We start from the raw sequence: 18,025 nt of genomic DNA on the forward strand, positions 1-18,025 counted from the left end.
CGGCGGTCGTCCCGGCGGCGGTTTCGGTGGCGGCGGTGGCCGTCCCGGCTTCGGCGGCCGTCCCGGCGGTCCGGGTGGCCGTGGTGGCACGCAGGGCGCCTTCGGCCGTCCCGGCGGTCCCGCGCGCCGTGGCCGCAAGTCGAAGCGGCAGCGGCGCCAGGAGTACGAGGCCATGCAGGCCCCGTCGGTCGGCGGCGTGATGCTGCCTCGCGGCAACGGCGAGACCATTCGCCTGTCGCGCGGTGCCTCGCTCACCGACTTCGCGGAGAAGATCAACGCCAACCCGGCGTCGCTCGTCGCGGTCATGATGAACCTCGGCGAGATGGTCACCGCGACCCAGTCCGTCTCCGACGAGACGCTCCAGCTCCTGGCCGAGGAGATGAACTACAAGGTTCAGATCGTCAGCCCGGAGGAGGAGGACCGCGAGCTGCTCGAGTCCTTCGACCTGGAGTTCGGCGAGGACGAGGGCAGCGAGGAGGACCTGGTGGTCCGCCCGCCGGTCGTCACCGTCATGGGTCACGTCGACCACGGCAAGACCCGCCTGCTGGACGCCATCCGCAAGACGAACGTCATCGCGGGCGAGGCCGGTGGCATCACCCAGCACATCGGTGCCTACCAGGTCACGACCGAGGTCAACGACGAAGAGCGCAAGATCACCTTCATCGACACCCCGGGTCACGAGGCGTTCACCGCCATGCGTGCCCGTGGTGCGAAGTCGACCGACATCGCGATCCTGGTGGTCGCGGCCAACGACGGCGTCATGCCGCAGACGGTCGAGGCGCTCAACCACGCCAAGGCGGCCGACGTGCCGATCGTCGTCGCGGTCAACAAGATCGACGTCGAGGGCGCGGACCCGCAGAAGGTGCGCGGTCAGCTGACCGAGTACGGCCTGGTGGCCGAGGAGTACGGCGGCGACACCATGTTCGTCGACATCTCCGCCAAGCAGGGTCTGCACATCGACGAGCTGCTCGAGGCCGTCATCCTCACCGCGGACGCCTCGCTCGACCTGCGGGCCAACCCCAAGCAGGCCGCGCAGGGCATCGCGATCGAGTCCCGGCTCGACCGCGGGCGCGGTGCCGTGGCGACCGTCCTCGTCCAGCGAGGCACGCTGCGGGTCGGCGACACGATGGTGGTGGGCGACGCCTACGGCCGCGTGCGCGCCATGCTCGACGACAGCGGCAACAACGTCTCCGAGGCCGGCCCGTCGACGCCGGTGCAGGTCCTGGGCCTCACCAACGTCCCGGGCGCGGGCGACAACTTCATCGTCGTGCCCGAGGACCGCACGGCCCGCCAGATCGCCGAGAAGCGCGCCGCCCGTGAGCGCAACGCCGCGTTCGCCAAGCGCACGCGCCGCGTCTCGCTCGAGGACCTGGACAAGGTGCTCAAGGCCGGCGAGGTCCAGCAGCTGAACCTGATCATCAAGGGTGACGCCTCCGGTTCGGTCGAGGCCCTCGAGTCCTCGCTGCTCCAGCTGGACGTCGGCGAAGAGGTCGACATCCGCGTCCTGCACCGCGGCGTCGGTGCGGTCACGGAGTCCGACATCGACCTGGCGATGGGCTCCGACGCCATCGTGATCGGCTTCAACGTGCGCGCCGCCGGGCGGGCACAGCAGATGGCCGAGCGCGAGGGTGTGGACGTCCGGTACTACTCGGTCATCTACCAGGCGATCGAGGAGATCGAGGCGGCCCTCAAGGGCATGCTCAAGCCGGAGTACGAGGAGGTCGAGCTCGGCACGGCGGAGATCCGCGAGGTCTTCAAGTCGTCCAAGCTGGGCAACATCGCGGGTGTCATCATCCGCTCCGGCGAGGTCCGGCGGAACACCAAGGCGCGGCTCATCCGCGACGGCAAGGTGGTCGCCGAGAACCTCACCATCGAGGGTCTGCGTCGCTTCAAGGACGACGTCACCGAGATCCGCGAAGGCTTCGAGGGCGGTATCAACCTCGGAAACTTCAACGACATCAAGGTCGACGACATCATCGCGACGTACGAGATGCGCGAGAAGCCGCGGGCGTAACACCCACGGTTGGAGCTGGCCGACGGGAGGCGTTCCCGTCGGCCAGCGCCGCGTCTGGCGGAGGCCGCACCCCACGGGGGGCCCGCGGCCGCCGCCCGGCAATTGCGTCGATGGGCACCACCCCTTCGATGTACGGTTCTCGAAGGTCCATCGATCCCGCACCGGCGGGTTAACCGGTTGCACACATGTTTGTGGGGACGCTGTCCTTCGACCTCCTCCTCGGCGACGTCCGGTCGCTGAAGGAGAAGCGCTCCGTCGTCCGCCCGATCGTCGCCGAACTCCAGCGCAAGTACGCGGTGAGCGCGGCGGAGGTGGACCACATGAACCTCCATCGCCGGGCTCTCATCGGCATCGCGATGGTCTCCGGCGACGCGGGGCACCTGACCGACGTGCTGGACCGTTGCGAGCGACTGGTCGCCGGCCGCCCCGAGGTGGAGCTGCTGTCCGTCAGGCGGCGCTTCCACGGCGAAGACGACTGACGATCACAGCTGGCGAGATTCGAGACAGGAAAGAACGGGAGACGACCAGTGGCCGACAACGCGCGGGCGAAAAGGCTGGCGGACCTCATCCGGGAGGTGGTGGCCCAGAAGCTGCAGCGTGGGATCAAGGACCCGCGGCTCGGCTCGCACGTCACCATCACGGACACCCGGGTCACCGGTGACCTCCGGGAGGCGACGGTCTTCTACACCGTCTACGGGGACGACGAGGAGCGCAAGGCCGCGGCCGCCGGCCTGGAGAGCGCCAAGGGCATCCTGCGCTCCGAGGTGGGCCGGGCGGCGGGCGTGAAGTTCACGCCGACCCTGACCTTCGTCATGGACGCCCTGCCGGACACCGCACGCACCATCGAGGACCTCCTCGACAAGGCGCGCCAGTCCGACGCCAAGGTGCGCGAGGCGTCCGCCGGGGCGACCTACGCCGGAGACCCCGACCCGTACCGCAAGCCGGGCGACGACGAGACGGACGACACCGCCGAATGACCCAGAAGCACCGCACGCCCGACGGCCTTGTCATCGTCGACAAGCCGTCGGGCTTCACTTCGCACGACGTGGTCGCCAAGATGCGCGGCATCGCCCGCACCCGCCGCGTCGGCCACGCCGGCACGCTCGACCCGATGGCCACCGGAGTGCTGGTCCTCGGCGTCGAGAAGGCGACCAAGCTCCTCGGGCATCTCGCCCTGACGGAGAAGGAGTACCTGGGCACCATCAGGCTCGGGCAGAACACCGTCACCGACGACGCCGAGGGCGAGATCACCTCCGGCACGGACGCCTCCGGGATCACCCGGGAGGCCGTCGACGCCGGCGTCGCCAAGCTGACCGGCGACATCATGCAGGTGCCGTCCAAGGTCAGCGCCATCAAGATCAACGGCGTGCGCTCCTACAAGCGGGCCCGTGAGGGCGAGGACTTCGACATCCCGGCCCGGCCGGTCACCGTCTCCTCGTTCCTGGTGCACGACATGCGCGAGGCCGAGGCCGAGGACGGCACCCGGGTGATCGACCTGGTGGTCTCCGTCGTCTGCTCCTCCGGCACCTACATCCGAGCCCTCGCCCGCGACCTGGGCGCCGACCTCGGAGTCGGCGGCCACCTCACCGCGCTGCGCCGCACCCGCGTCGGCCCGTACAAGCTGGACTCGGCGAAGACGCTGGAGCAGCTCGAGCAGGAGCTGACCGTCATGCCGATCGCCGAGGCCGCCGCCGCGGCCTTCCCCCGCTGGGACGTCGACGCCAAGCGCGCCCGGCTGCTCACCAACGGGGTGCGTCTTGAGATGCCGGACGAGTACGCCGGCTCCGGCCCCGTGGCCGTCTTCGACCCGGAGGGCCGACTCCTGGCCCTGGTCGAGCAGCAGAAGGGCAAGGCCAAGAGCCTCGCCGTCTTCGGCTGACGGCACCGGGGCCGTTCCCCGGTCGGGCCTGTGGCTCTCTCCGCCGTCGGGCCTGTGGGCCCCTCACTGCCGTCGGGCCTGTGGGCCCCTCACTGCCGTCGGGCCTGTGGGCCTCTCGGCCGTCGGGCCTGTGGGCCCCTCACTGCCGTCGGGCCTGTGGTCCTCTCGGCCGCCGGCCTTCTCTGCTGTCCGGCCTCTGTGCCGTCGGTCCTCTCTGCCGTGGAGCGGCGCCACGCGATCCGCACGGCGCCGCTCCACGGTCCCCCTCGGTTCCCCCATCCCTAGGGTGTATCCATCCCTCCCCGCCCGTTCACCCGTAAGCGCGGGCGCTCGGAGTGAACCGGGGGAGCGGAAGGGGGCGCGTTCGTCCGGCGATCTGTCCCGCTGATCATCTTCGCCGTACGGTCGGAGCAAGGGCACGGCGGTACGGCGGGGAGGCGGCGTGACGGCTCAGCGGATCGCCCCGGAACAGGCGAGCGTCTCCGACCGGGGGCGCGCCCCCGACGACGTCCTCGTACGCATCCACGACCTCGCCGGCCGGCCGCGTGGCACCGGCTTCCTCGCCGACCACCACGGCACGGTGATCACCAGCCACGAGGCGGTCGACGGACTGCCCCGCCTGGTGCTCCACGCCCCCTCCGGCCGGCACTGCGCCGTCACGGCGGACGAGGTGACCCCGCTGCCCTGGCTCGGCCTGGCGCTGGTGCACAGCGAAGGACTGGGCGTGGCGCCCCTGCCGGTCTCCGCCCGCGAGCACATCGGCCCCGGCACCTACGTCCGGATCCCCGCCGGCGGCTGGCGTCAGGCGCGGGTGCTGGGCATCACCGCCGTCACCTACACCGCTGTGGACCGCTGCCACGGGCTGCCCGAGGCGCTGGAACTCGCCATGGGCACCGCGGGCCGGGACGCGCTCCGCCTGGGCGGCGGCGCGGCGGGCGGCCCGGTGCTCGACGCGGCCACCGGAGCCGTGCTGGGCGTCCTCGGCACGGCCCTGTCGTCCGAGACCGCCGACGTCGGATTCGCCGTGCCCCTGCGCCCCGCCACCCAGGCGCTCCGCGAACTGCTCGCCGCGAACGCGGCCACGGTCCCGGCCTACGGCGACGACCTGAACCTCGCCGGACTGCTGGAGCTCACGGCCACCTCGGTGGCCCAGGACGGACCGCCCGGCGCCCTGCTGCCGCAGCCGGCGGTGGAGCGCGCGGCCGTGATCGCCGAACTCACCGCCTTCGAGGAGGGCACCGCCTGCGTGCTGGGCCTGGTCGGACCGCCCGGCAGCGGCCGCACCACGGAACTCGCGGCGCTCGCCGCCCGCCGGCACGGGGCGGGGAAGCCGACGCTGTGGCTGCGCGGCGCGGACCTGCGCGGCGACGACACCTCGGTCGCGGACGCCGCCCGCCGGGCGCTGGACCGGTCCGCCCGGATCGTGGCCGCCGCCGGCCACATCCCCGGATCCGCCGAGGACCTCGGCGACACCGGCCCGGAGCGTCTCGCCCGGTTCGCCGCCGGAACCGGCCGCCCGCTGCTCCTCCTGCTCGACAACCCGGAGGAGATGCCGGCCGCACTGGCCGAGCGGCTCCCCGAGTGGACCGCCGGGACGGCTCGCTGGCTCGACGAACAGGGCGCACGCCTGATGCTGGCCTGCCGCGAGGAGCACTGGGAACAGGCCGGCGCCCGCTACCCGGCGGAGCTGCTGCACGGGGGCGGGCCCGGTCAGGACGGCCTGCCCGCCTGCGTGCGCCTCGGCGATCTGACCGCCGAGGAGGCCTGGGAGGCCCGCCGCCGCCAGGGCATCCCCGAGGGCGTCCTGGCCGACGCCCGCCACCCCCTGACCCTGCGCCTCCTCGCGGAAATCCTGGCGGCCATCGGCGACGACGGCACGGACCTGCCGCCCGGCGCTGAACTCCGCCCCGCCGGCGCACAAGGGCCGCACTGGGCGCCGCCCCGCACGCTCACCGCACCCGCACCCGACGCCCGCAGCGACAGCGGTGACGCCGGCGACCGCGCCGACCGGGTGGACGACATCCGCCCGCCCGAGGCCGGCCTGGACCGGGACAGCGTCTTCGCCGCCCACCTCGACCTGGTGTGCCTGCGCGTCGCCGTGCGGCTCGCCGCCGAGAACGGGGTGCGCGGCACCACCGTGCGGCGGCTCGCCGCCAAGGTCGCCGGGCAGGTGCACGAGGCCGCGCGGCTCAGCCTCGAGGAGGGCGGCCTGGAACGGGAGGCGTTCGAGACGCTGTTCCCGTGGGGGGCCGCGCCGCGGCGGCTCGGCGGCGGGACCGGCTGGGCCTCCGCCGTGCTCGCCGAGGGCCTCCTGGTGCCCGCGGGATCCGGCTACCGCTTCGCCCACGAGGAGCTTGCCGACTGGCTCCAGGGCCTCCATCTCGACCTGGACGGCGCCCTGCGCACCCTGGTGCACGACCGGCCGGACCGCCCCGTCCCGCACCACCGCCTCGGCCCCGTCACCCAGGCCATGCTGCTCCTCGCCCGCCAGCACGGACCCCGCCATCTCGCCTCACGGCTGGCCGACCTGATGCACGCGCTGGACGCCGACCCCGGCTCCTGGTGGGCGGCCCGGCTGCTCACCGGCACCCTCACCCGCGTACCGGACGCCACGCCGTACACCGAGGTGCTCCGGCTGCTGGCGGACCGGACCGTGGCATGGCGGCAGCGGGGGACCGTGCCGCCCGGTCTCGGCCCGGCCTTCTGGGCGTCGCTCGCACTGCCGCAGGACGCCCGACTGGCGCTGCTGCGCCGCCTGGTGCACGCCGACGGTCCCCCCTGCGAGCCCGGCCCGCGGTTCCTCGACGAGGCCGCCCGGCTGCTCACCGCCGACCCCCGGGCCGTGGTGCCGCTGCTGGTGCGCTGGTTCGACGACGAGCGGCCGCTGCCCGCCACCCCGCACGCCACCGCGGCCACCGCCGCACAGGCCCTGCTGTACACCCACCTGCACCGCGCACCCGACACCCTCACCGACGCCCTCGCCGACAGCACGCACCGCAGGGCGGAGCAGCTGCTCACCGCCCTCGCCGAGGAGGAACCGGCCGTCGTCTGCCGGGCCGTCGACCGCTGGGCGCGCGACGAACGCCCCACCCGCCGGTGCGCCGCCGTGACCCACGGCCTGCGCGTCGCCCCGCACGCCCGCGACGGCTCCGACCGCGCCCTGCTGCGCTACGCGGCCCTCGCCCTGCTGGTCCGCAGCAGCGACCGCGCCCTGCACGGCGGCGCCCTCGCCCTGCTCGTCCGCGACCCCAGCAGCCGGGACCGTCATCTGGCACGCGCCCTGCGGCACTTCGTGGCCGGCGACCCGCTGCTGCCCCCGAGTGCGCTCACCGAGGCCCTCGGCACGCACCCCGAGCCGGTGCTCGACGCCTTCCGCGAGCGGCTGGCGCAGCCCGCGGACTCCGCCGAGGCCCTCCGCGCCCTCGCCGACGCCACCACACCCGGGATCACCGACCGGGTCGCCGCGCTGCTCCGGGACGCCGCCGGGCGGCGGCCGGAGCTCGCCGGACCGATCGCGGCCTACGCCGACCAGCGGCTGGACCGCGACCCGGCCGCCGCCGGCACCGGGCTGCCGGCGCTGCTCACCGCCCTGCTCTCCGGCGGCCCGGAGCCACTGCGGGCCGCGCTCGCCGGAGTGCTCGCCGCACCCTGCACCGCCTCCTCCCGCCCCCTGCGCCGGAAGCTGCTCGACCGTCTCCTCGCCGACGAGAGCGACCCCGCCGTCCTCGACGCCGTACTGCGCGCCGCGGCCCGCCACACCGGCGAGGAGCAGCGGGCGCTGGTGCACCGCACCGGTCTGCTGCTGATCCGCACGGCCGAGGGCGCCACCCGCTTCGACCGCGCCCTGGTCGACCTGTCCCGGCACGTCCCCGGCTTCGCCGCCGCCGTGACCGGATGGCTCGCCGAGGCACCGCAGGAGTGGGCCGCGGTCGTCGGCCCCAGCTCCCGCCGCACCATCGAGAACCTGGCAGGCGTGACCGTCCCCGCCTGACTCCTCCCGGACCTGCCGCCGGACCTGTCATGCGCACGTGCACCCCGTCACAGGCCCGATGCCGATGCGGGCCGAGGGCGGGCGGCATGGCACCCTTAGACCTGCGTACTCGGTTTGGACGAGGTTTCGACAAGGAGCGGGCACAGTGCAGCGCTGGCGTGGCTTGGAGGACATCCCCCAGGACTGGGGGCGCAGCGTCGTCACCATCGGCTCCTACGACGGTGTCCACCGAGGGCACCAGCTGATCATCCGGCATGCCGTGGAGCGCGCCCGCGAGCTGGGCATTCCCGCCGTGGTCGTCACCTTCGACCCGCACCCCAGCGAGGTCGTCCGCCCCGGCAGCCACCCGCCGCTGCTCGCCCCGCACCACCGGCGTGCCGAACTCATGGCCGAGCTGGGCGTGGACGCGGTGCTGATCCTGCCGTTCACCACCGAGTTCTCCAAGCTGTCCCCGGCCGACTTCGTGGTGAAGGTCCTGGTGGACAAGCTGCACGCCAAGGCGGTCGTGGAGGGCCCCAACTTCCGCTTCGGCCACAAGGCCGCCGGCACCGTGGACTACCTCGCCGAGCAGGGCAAGGTGTACGACTTCGACGTCGAGGTCGTCGACCTGTACGTCACCGGTGAGGCCGGCGGCGGCGAGCCGTTCTCCTCCACGCTCACCCGGCGCCTGGTCGCCGAGGGCGATGTCGCGGGCGCCGCCGAGATCCTGGGCCGCCCGCACCGCGTGGAGGGCGTGGTGGTGCGCGGCGCCCAGCGCGGACGCGAACTCGGCTTCCCCACGGCCAACGTCGAGACCCTGCCGCACACCGCGATCCCCGCCGACGGCGTCTACGCCGGCTGGCTGCACGCCCAGGGCGAGGCCATGCCGGCGGCGATCTCCGTCGGGACCAACCCCCAGTTCGACGGCACCGAGCGCACGGTGGAGGCGTACGCCATCGACCGGGAAGGGCTCGACCTGTACGGGCTGCATGTCGCCGTGGACTTTCTGGCGTTCGTGCGCGGCCAGGCGAAGTTCGACACGCTGGACGATCTGCTGGCGCAGATGCGGCAGGACGTCGAACGCTGCAAGGAGCTCATCGCCGCGGCCGAGCGCGAGCGGAGCGCCTGAGTACCGGCTCGGCCGGGGCTTCCGGTAGGCGCCTGAGTACCGGCTCGGCCGGGGCTTCCGGTAGGCGCCTGAGTACCGGCTCGGCCGGGGCTTCCGGTAGGCGCCCGAGTACCGGCTCGGCCGGGGCTTCCGGTAGGCGCCCGAGTACCGGCTCGCCCGGGCTTCCGGTAGGCGCCCGAGTACCGGCACGGCCCAGCACTTCCCGTAGGCGTCCGACCGCCCGCCGCGTTCCGGTCAGCGTGCCGCCGCCGCCCAGTGGCATGCCACCTGGGCCGTGGCATCCCCGGTCAGAATCTCCAGGTCCTGCGTCCGGCAGGCCTCCGCCACCCCGGCCCGCTCCGCCTCTCCGCTCGCCAGGATCTGGCAGCGGGCGTGGAAGCGGCAGCCCGAGGGGACGCGGGAGGGGTCCGGGGGTTCGCCGGTGAGGACCACGGGGTCGCCGGGGGCCTCGGGGAGCACCGACAGCAGCGCCTGCGTGTAGGGATGCCGGGGAGCGGTCAGCACCTGCTCCACCGGGCCCGTCTCCACGATCCGGCCCAGATACATCACCGCCACCCGGTCGGCGATGTTCCAGGCCAGCCCCAGATCGTGCGTGACGACCAGCGCGGACAGGCCCAGTTCGTCGCGCAGCCGCAGCAGCAGCGCCAGGATCTCGCCGCGCACCGAGGCGTCGAGGGAGGCCACCGGCTCGTCGGCGACGAGGAGTTCGGGCTCCAGGACCAGTGCACCCGCGATCACCACGCGCTGGCGCTGACCGCCGGACAGCTCGTGCGGATAGCGCAGGAAGAAGCGCTCCGGCGGCCGCAGCCCGGCCCGCGACAGCGCCTGCGCCACGGCCGCCTGCTCGTCACCGCCGTGACCGTGGATGCGCAGCCCCTCGGCCACGGCGTCGTACACCGTGTGCCGGGGGTTGAGCGAACCGCTCGGGTCCTGCAGCACCAGCTGCACCCGCTTGCGGTACGCCTTCAGGGAGCGGCCGGAGTACTCCAGCGGCCGCCCGTCGAAGGTGACGCTGCCCTGGGTCGGCGTGACCAGCCCCAGCAGGGTGCGGGCCAGGGTCGTCTTCCCGCAGCCGGACTCACCGACCAGGGCGACGATCTCGCCGGGCCGGATGTCGAGATCGACACCGTCCACGGCACGGGCGGCCGGAGCACCGTGCCGCCCGGGGAACGTGACATGCACACCCTGCGCACTGAGCAGGGCGGTCTCGGTCCCGGTCTGCGTGCCGGCGTCGGCGGCGGGGGAGAGGGTCATGACGCGCTGTGCCTCGCTTCCTCACTGGCCCGCACGGCCTCGGGCTCCGTTCCGTCGCCGGGCTCCGTTCCGTCATCGCCGGAGCCGGCGGCCCGGCCGGGCTGTGCGCCTTCGCCGAGTTGCTCCGCCTCACCGGTCCGTGCCGCCTCGTCGGGCTGCGCGGCCTCGCCGGACTCTGCGGGTCCGTCGGACGGTGTGGCGTCGCTGAATCCTGCCGGTTGGCCGGACAGTGCGGCGTCCGTGGATCCAGCAGGTTCGCCAGGTGGTGCGGCGTCGGCGGGTCGCTCCGCCGGACCCTCGGGCCCAGGCCGCGCGGCCCCGTCGGACCGGTCCGCACCGGCGGACCGAGGTGCCTCGCCGTCCGGCTCCTCGGCATCGGACGGTGCCGCCTCACCGGGCCGCACCGCCTCGTCGAGCCGCTCCTTGGAGTCGCCCGCGCCCGGGGGCCCCGTCTCCGCGTCGCCGTTCAAGCCGACCCGCACGCAGGCCGCGCGCCAGGCCGGGCCCGCCTCGCGCAGGGGCTGGTCCTCCGTCGCGCAGGAGTCCAGCGCGACCGGGCAGCGGGGATGGAAGGTGCAGCCGGTCGGCAGGGCCGACGGGTCCGGGGGGTCGCCCGGCAGGCCGCGCGGGGCGAAGCGGGAGGACGGGTCGCCGATGCGGGGGAAGGCGGCGGACAGCGCACGGGCGTACGGATGCCGGGCGGACTCGTAGACCTGGCCGGCGGGGCCCTCCTCGACCACCCGGCCCGCGTACATCACCGCGAGCCGGTCGCAGGTGTCGGCGAGCACCGCCAGATCGTGACTGATCATGATGAGGCCCACGCCCTGGTCCGCGACCAGCTGCTCGATCAGGCGCAGGATCTGCGCCTGGATCATCACATCGAGCGCGGTGGTCGGCTCGTCCGCGATGATCAGCCGCGGGTCGCAGGCGAGCGCCATCGCGATCATCACCCGCTGCCGCTGGCCGCCGGACAGCTCGTGCGGGTAGGCCGACGCGCGGGCCGCCGGCAGCCCGACCTGCTCCAGCAGTTCCCCGGCCCGTTTCCGGGCCGCTGCCGGGGTCGCCCGGCCGTGCAGCAGGATCGGCTCGGCGATCTGGTCGCCGATGCGGTGCACCGGGTTGAGGGAGTGCATCGCCCCCTGGAAGACGATCGAGGCACCGGCCCAGCGCACCGCCCGGACCCGGCCCCACTTCATCGCCAGCACGTCCTCGCCGTCCAGCAGGATCTTCCCGCCGACCCGAGCACCCGCCGGCAGCAGCCGCAGCAGCGCCAGCGCGAGCGTGGACTTGCCGCAGCCCGACTCGCCCGCGATCCCGAGCTTCCGGCCTGCCTCCAGCCGCAGGTCCACTCCGCGCACGGCCGCCGCGCCGCCCGCGTACGTCACCGTCAGGTCCCTGACGTCGAGCAGAGTCACCGCGACACCCCCAGCCTCGGGTTGAGGACCTGCTCCACGGCCCGCCCGCACAGCGTGAACGCCAGCGCCACCACGGCGATGGCGACACCCGGCGGCACCAGATACCACCAGTGACCGGAGCTCACCGCTCCCGCCTCCCGCGCGTCCTGCAGCAGCGCGCCCCAGGACACGACCGCCGGGTCACTGAGCCCGAGGAAGGCGAGCGTCGCCTCGGCGAGGATCGCCGTGGAGATGATCAGGGTGGTCTGCGCCAGCACCAGCGGCATCACATTGGGCAGCACATGCCGGGACATGATGTGCCAGTGGCCGCCGCCCAGCGCCCGCGCCCGCTCGATGTACGGCCGGGTCTCCACCGCCAGGGTCTGCGCGCGCACCAGCCGGGCGGTGGTCGGCCAGGTGGTCACCCCGATCGCCACGATGATGGTGAGCAGCGAACGCGGCATCACCGTGGCCAGCGCGATCGCCAGCACCAGTGTGGGCATCACCAGGAACCAGTCGGTGATCCGCATCATGACCGTGGCGTACCAGCCCTTGAAGTGCCCCGCGGTCACTCCGATCAGCGTGCCGATCGCCACCGACAGCACCGCGGCGAGCAGCCCCACCAGAAGCGACACCCGCGCACCCCAGATCACCAGGCCGAGCAGGTTCCGGCCGAACTGGTCGGTGCCGAACGGGAATTCGGCGCTCGGCTCCTCCAGCGGTGCGCCGGGCGCGTCGGTCACGTTGTCGACGTCGGAGCCGACCAGCAGCGGTGCGGTCAGCGCCAGCAGCGCGAACAGCAGCAGTGCGCCCAGGCCGAAGAGCCCGGCCCGGTGCGTGCGGTACTGGCGCCAGAAACGCGCGGCCGAGGCCCGGCGCCGCCGCCGGGCGAGCGCCCGCGGCCGTACGGCCACGGAAACCTGCTCGGCCTGCTCCTTCGTCGTGCCGTTCTCGGTCGTCGTCATCGGCCCACCCGGGGGTCGAGCAGCGGATAGATCAGATCGGCCAGGGTGTTCATCACGATCACCGCGGCGGCGAACACGAAGAACAGCCCCTGCACCAGCGGCAGATCGGGCACGCTGAGCGCCTGGTAGAACAGCCCGCCGAGGCCCGGCCAGGAGAACACCGTCTCCACCAGGATCACCCCGGCCACCGTGCGGCCCAGGTTGATGAAGATCAGCGTCACGGTCGGCAGCAGCGCGTTCGGCACCGCGTGGCGCCGCCGCACGAGGTCGTCGCGCAGCCCCTTGGCGCGGGCGGTGGTCAGATAGTCGCTGCCCATCTCGTCCAGCAGCGCCGACCGGGTCACCAGCAGCGTCTGCCCGTACTCGACGGCCACCAGCGTCACCACCGGCAGGATCAGATGGTGGGCCACGTCCAGGACGTAGGCGAAGCCCTCCTCGCCGCCCGACTCCATGCCCCCGGTGGGGAACAGCCCCGGCAGCGGCCCGACCCCCACCGACAGCGTGACGATCAGCAGCAGCCCCAGCCAGAACGACGGGACCGAGTACAGGGTCAGCGCCAGGCCGGTGTTGAGCCGGTCCCCGAGCCGCCCGTGCCGCCACGCCGACCGCGCCCCCAGGAAGATCCCCAGCAGGGTGTAGAGCACGAACGCCGTGCCGGTGAGCAGCAGGGTGTTCGGCAGCGCCTCGGTGATCTTGTCGTTCACCGGGGCGTTGAACTGGTACGAGGTCCCCAGGTCTCCGGTGAGGGCCTTGCCGCAGTAGTCGGTGAACTGCTGCCACAGCGGCAGGTCGAGTCCGAACTGCTCGCGGTAGTTGGCCAGTTGCTCGGCCGAGACCTGCCGCCCGCCGGTCATGAACTTCACCGGGTCGCCGGGGATCAGCCGGAACAGGAAGAAGCTGGTGACGAGCACGGCGAGCAGCGACACCGCCGCGCCCGCCAGCTTGCCCGCCACATACCGCAGATACGCGGTGGTGGTGCGGGCCCGCGGCCCGCGGGGCGCCGCCGGCCCGTCCGTCACCGGACCGGCGGCACCCGGCTTCTCGATCGGGGCGGACGCCGCATCGGCGGTCATCGGCACCCCCGCACGCTACTCACGGTCATCGGCCGTCGCCCGGCGCCGCATCGCGAGGAACGCACCCAGCCCGGCGAGGACGACGACACCCGCCACGATCCCGATGACCACCCCGGCCGAGGAGGAGTCGTCCGAGGAGTCGCCGGAGTCCGCCGGCACCGCCGACCACCAGCTCCAGTAGCCGTCCTGGCCGTAGATGTTGCCCGCCTTCGACGGCATGGTGGTGATCGACTTGATCTGGTCGGTGCGGTACGCCTCGACCGCGTTCGGATACGCCATGACGTTCATGTACCCGAGGTCGTACAGCCGCGACTCCATCTGCTTGACGATGTCCGCCCGTTTGGCCGGGTCGTACTCGGCGAGCTGCTTGGCGTAGAGCTCGTCGTACTTCTTGTCGCAGATGAAGTTGTCGGTCGCGCCGGTGTCCTTGGGGGTGGCGGGCAGCGCGGCGCAGGTGTGGATCGACAGCACGAAGTCGGGGTCCGGGTTGACCGACCAGCCGTCGAAGGCCAGGTCGTACTCACCGGCCAGCCAGGGATCGGTCACATTGTCCAGGCACTTGAGGGTGACTCCGATACCGAGCTTGCCCCACCACTCCTGCAGGTACTTGCCGATCGCCTTGTCGTTCGGGTCGGTGGCGTGGCACAGCACCCGGTAGTTGACCGGCTTGCCGTCCTTGCCGACCCGCTTGCCGTCCCCGTTCTTCTTGAGGCCGGCCTGGTCGAGCATCCGGGCCGCCTCCTCCAGGTCGTACGTCAGCTCCTGGTCGGGCGACGGCTTCCAGAAGTACTGCGAGTAGCGCGGCGGGATGTAGCCCGCGCCCTCCACGGCGTGGCCCTGGAACACCTTGTCGATGATGGCCTTGCGGTCCACCGCCTTGAACAGGGCGTTGCGCACCCGCTGGTCGAGCAGCGAGGGGTGCCCGTCACCCATCTTCTCGCCGTTCTTCGCCTTCGCGCCCGGGTTGGTGGCCAGCGCGTAGAAGCGGCGGCCCGGGGCGTCGTTGACATGGATGTTCTTCTCGCCCTTCAGCGAGGCCGCCTGAGCGGGCGTCAGCGACGGCGAGCCGGCGACGAACGACACCTCGCCCTTGCGCAGCGCCGACACCGCCGCGTCCTGGTCCTTGTAGTAGCGGAAGACCAGCTCGTCGAACTTCGGCGCACCGCGCCAGAAGTCCTTGTTGGCCTTCATCCGCACATAGCTGTCCGGCTTGTAGTCGGTGAGGATGAACGGCCCGTTGCCGACTATGGGGAAGTCCTTGTCATTGTTGAACTTCGAGAAGTCGTCGACCTTCTCCCACACATGCTTGGGCACGATCGGCACGTCCAGCGCCGTCATCGTGGCCTGCGGCTTCTTCAGCTTGATGACCAGCTTGGTCGGGCTGGGGGCGGTGACCTTCTCGAAGTTGCCGACGAAGCTGCCGTTGGCGGTGGCCGCGCCCTCGTCGGTCATCATCTTGTTGAACGTCCAGGCCGCGTCCTCGGCGGTGGCCTGCTTGCCGTCCGACCACTTGGAGTTGGAGCGGATCGTGTACGTCCAGGTCAGCTTGTCCGGGGAGGACTCCCACTTGGTGGCCAGAGCCGGGATGACGTGGTTGTCCTTGGGGTCGTAGTTGGTCAGGTACTCGTAGGTGAGCCGGTGGATGCTCGTGCTGAGCAGCCGCACCGCCAGGAACGGGCTGAGCGAGTCGACGCTCTGCGCCACCGCGACCGTCAGCACCTTCTTGCCGTCGTCGGCCGCACGGGCCTGCTCCGGCGCCGGGTTGAGCGGGGTCGCGAGCCCGGCGGTGAGGGTGAGTGCGGCGGCGCCGGCCGCCGCGACGAGCCGGATGCGGCCGGGGATGCGCCCCGAGCGCCGTTGATCGCCATGATCGTTCGTGTTCATAGGGTCGCTGACCTCGCGTCATCGCTCGCACGGATGGGACGGGTTGATCAGATGAGTGTTGAGTGTGTCTATCAGCGCCATCTGAACGCGTCAACGGCGTGCGCACCCCATGTGGCCTGCGGAAATAACGAATTGGCGAGCTTTTGACGCCCATTGGTCGAGACCACTGACGCACCCCTGGCCAGGGCGTGGCGGCCGATTTCCGCCCATCCGTGCGGAGGGTCCCGTACATGACGATCGGCCCCTCGAGAGGGGCCGGTCGTGTGATGTACCGATGTGTGTGATTGACGCCGGGCGGGCCGTCCCCGCGCGTCGCCGTTACTGCTGCGGCGGGGGCGGCGGCGTCTGCGGTGCCTGACCCGGCTGCTGCGGATAGGGCTGCTGGGCCGGCTGCTGCTGCGGGTAACCCTGCCCCGGCTGGGGCTCGGCCTGCGGGGGCACGCCCGGCTGCTGCGGCTGCTGCGGGTACGGGCCGGGCTGGCCGGGACCGGGCTGACCCGGGTACGGCGGCCGGCCCTGCGCCGGGGGCTGGCCGGGGAGCGGCTGGCCCGGGACCGGCGGCTGGCCACCGGGGAAGGGCTGACCGGGCATCGGCTGCCCCGGCAGGGGCTGGCCGGGGAGCGGCTGGCCCGGCAGCGGCGGGGCGGCGACCGGCGGCGGGTTGCCGTCGGAGGTCCACAGCCCGTGCGACTGCTGATGCCGCACGAAGTCCTCGGCCACCATGGCCGCGAGGTTGAAGTACGCCTCCCGGACCTTCGGCCGCATCAGGTCGAGGTCGACCTCCGCACCCGCGGCCAGATGCTCGTCGAACGGCACCACGACCACGCCCCGGCACCGGGTCTCGAAGTGCGACACGATGTCCTCGACCTTGATCATCTTGCCGGTCTCGCGCACCCCGGAGATGACGGTGATCGACCGCGAGACCAGTTCCGCGTAACCGTGCGCCGACAGCCAGTCCAGCGTCGTACTGGCGCTGCTCGCACCGTCCACGGACGGCGTGGAGATGATGATGAGCTGGTCGGCGAGGTCCAGCACCCCGCGCATGGCGCTGTACAGCAGACCCGTGCCGGAGTCGGTCAGGATGATCGGGTACTGCTTGCCGAGCACGTCGATGGCGCGCCGGTAGTCCTCGTCGTTGAACGTGGTGGACACGGCCGGGTCCACGTCGTTGGCGATGATCTCAAGACCGGACGGCGCCTGCGAGGTGAACCGCCGGATGTCCATGTAGGAGTTGAGGTACGGGATCGCCTGGACGAGGTCGCGGATCGTCGCCCCGGTCTCCCGCCGCACGCGGCGGCCGAGGGTACCGGCGTCCGGGTTCGCGTCGATCGCGAGGATCTTGTCCTGCCGCTCCGAGGCGAGCGTCGCACCGAGCGCGGTGGTGGTCGTCGTCTTGCCCACACCGCCCTTGAGGCTGATCACGGCGATGCGATAGCAGGACAGCACCGGCGTGCGGATCAGCTGCAGCTTCCGCTGCCGCTCGGCCTCCTCCTTCTTGCCGCCGAGCTTGAAGCGCGATCCGCCGACCGGACGGCTGCTCTTCGCCTTCTGCTTCTTGCTGTTCAGCAGCCGGTCCGACGACAGCTCCACTGCGGCCGTGTAACCGAGCGGTGCGGCCTGCGGGTTGGTCGGCTGCCGCTGATCGTGCTGCATCGGCTGCGGCCAGGCGGCCCCGAGCCTGGGGTCGACGGGCGGCTGCGGCTGCCCCTGCGGCGGCACACCGGGCTGCGGCTGGGCCTGCGCGGGCGCACCGGGCTGCGGCGCCGGCGGCTGTGCCTGCGGCGCGGGCTGGAGCGGGAAGCCGTAACCGTTGCCGGGGCCGGCCGCGGGCGCACCGGGCGTACTCGGCGTGCCGGGCGTACCGGGCTGCGGAAAGCCGTATCCGGCCTGCGGGTTCGGCTGCTGGGCCGACGGCTGCGGCTGGGCCTGCGCTTCCGGCTGCGGGGCGGGCTGCTGCGCGGGGGCCTGCGCCTGCGGTGCCGCAGGGGCCTGGGCCGCCGCCGGGTTCGGGAAGCCGTAGCCGCCCCGGGCGTCCGGCGCGGGGGAGGAGCCCGGCTGCGGGAAGCCGTAACCGGCCGGCGGCTGCACCGCGGTCGGAGGCGCCGTCTGGGCACCCGGCGTGTTCCACGGCGCCGGGGCCGGCTGCGGAGCCTGCGGCTGGACGGGCGGCTGCTGCGGCGCGGCGGCGGACTGGTCCTGGGCAGCGGCGGGCTGCTGCGGCTGAGGCTGGTGGGCGGGAGCCTGCGGAGGCATACCCGGCTGCTGTCCCTGCGGCGCGGGCGGCTGCGGCGGGTAGCCGTAGCCGCCGGGCTGCGCCGGGGGCTGAGCGGGCCACTGCGCCGCGGGCGCCGGGGCGGCCGGGTAGCCGGGCGGCACCGGCGGTGCGCCCTGCGGCACCGGGGGAGTCCAGGCGGGCGGGACGGCGTCCTGCGGCCCGTCGCCGCCGGGCGCTTCGGAGGACGC

12 protein-coding genes are annotated in these 18,025 nt (G+C 73.0%); 6 read left to right on the top strand and 6 right to left on the bottom strand.

The window, feature by feature from the left end; translation table 11 throughout:
- From infB to ABD207_RS31070, 6 genes are all read left to right on the top strand, one after another.
- On the top strand, positions 1-2,014 hold a 2,014-nt coding region (gene infB, locus ABD207_RS31045), incomplete at its 5' end, for a translation initiation factor IF-2 (RefSeq protein ID WP_344016647.1).
- A 185-nt stretch (positions 2,015-2,199) separates the two neighbouring features.
- Entirely contained in the window at positions 2,200-2,493 is a 294-nt protein-coding gene (locus ABD207_RS31050) for a DUF503 domain-containing protein (RefSeq protein WP_344006322.1), read from the top strand.
- 48 nt (positions 2,494-2,541) lie between these two features.
- Positions 2,542-2,991 (top strand): 30S ribosome-binding factor RbfA, encoded by a 450-nt coding sequence (gene rbfA / locus ABD207_RS31055; RefSeq protein ID WP_167998526.1) that lies wholly within the window; start codon positions 2,542-2,544, stop codon positions 2,989-2,991.
- Positions 2,988-3,893: a tRNA pseudouridine(55) synthase TruB gene (gene truB / locus ABD207_RS31060; protein WP_344016649.1), complete on the top strand. Its 906-nt coding sequence runs from the start codon at positions 2,988-2,990 to the stop codon at positions 3,891-3,893. Before rbfA ends, truB begins: the two co-directional genes overlap by 4 nt.
- Before the next feature lie 442 nt (positions 3,894-4,335).
- Positions 4,336-7,884, top strand: a complete 3,549-nt coding sequence (locus ABD207_RS31065) for a trypsin-like peptidase domain-containing protein (RefSeq protein WP_425580880.1) — start codon at positions 4,336-4,338, stop codon at positions 7,882-7,884.
- A 145-nt stretch (positions 7,885-8,029) separates the two neighbouring features.
- Positions 8,030-8,992: a bifunctional riboflavin kinase/FAD synthetase gene (locus ABD207_RS31070; RefSeq protein ID WP_344016650.1), complete on the top strand. Its 963-nt coding sequence runs from the start codon at positions 8,030-8,032 to the stop codon at positions 8,990-8,992.
- 234 nt (positions 8,993-9,226) lie between these two features.
- Here the strand turns inward: ABD207_RS31070 and ABD207_RS31075 are convergent, their stop codons facing one another.
- From ABD207_RS31075 to ABD207_RS31100, 6 genes are all read right to left on the bottom strand, one after another.
- Positions 9,227-10,246: an ABC transporter ATP-binding protein gene (locus ABD207_RS31075; RefSeq protein ID WP_344016651.1), complete on the bottom strand. Its 1,020-nt coding sequence runs from the start codon at positions 10,244-10,246 to the stop codon at positions 9,227-9,229.
- Entirely contained in the window at positions 10,243-11,661 is a 1,419-nt protein-coding gene (locus ABD207_RS31080) for an oligopeptide/dipeptide ABC transporter ATP-binding protein (RefSeq protein WP_344016653.1), read from the bottom strand. The genes ABD207_RS31075 and ABD207_RS31080 overlap by 4 nt, the downstream gene beginning before the upstream one ends.
- Positions 11,658-12,605, bottom strand: coding sequence for an ABC transporter permease (locus ABD207_RS31085; RefSeq protein WP_344016654.1), 948 nt, complete (start codon positions 12,603-12,605; stop codon positions 11,658-11,660). The genes ABD207_RS31080 and ABD207_RS31085 overlap by 4 nt, the downstream gene beginning before the upstream one ends.
- Complete coding sequence (locus ABD207_RS31090; protein WP_344016656.1) at positions 12,602-13,678, bottom strand: ABC transporter permease; 1,077 nt, start codon at positions 13,676-13,678, stop codon at positions 12,602-12,604. The genes ABD207_RS31085 and ABD207_RS31090 overlap by 4 nt, the downstream gene beginning before the upstream one ends.
- 15 nt (positions 13,679-13,693) lie before the next feature.
- The gene (locus ABD207_RS31095) at positions 13,694-15,562 is read right to left on the bottom strand and encodes an ABC transporter substrate-binding protein (RefSeq protein ID WP_344016657.1); all 1,869 of its coding nucleotides are present in this window, start codon (positions 15,560-15,562) and stop codon (positions 13,694-13,696) included.
- Positions 15,563-15,880: 318 nt separating this feature from the next.
- On the bottom strand, positions 15,881-18,025 hold a 2,145-nt coding region (locus tag ABD207_RS31100), incomplete at its 5' end, for a MinD/ParA family ATP-binding protein (protein ID WP_344016659.1).

Source organism: Streptomyces thermospinosisporus (assembly GCF_039526425.1).
GTDB classification, from domain to species: domain Bacteria; phylum Actinomycetota; class Actinomycetes; order Streptomycetales; family Streptomycetaceae; genus Streptomyces; species Streptomyces thermocarboxydovorans.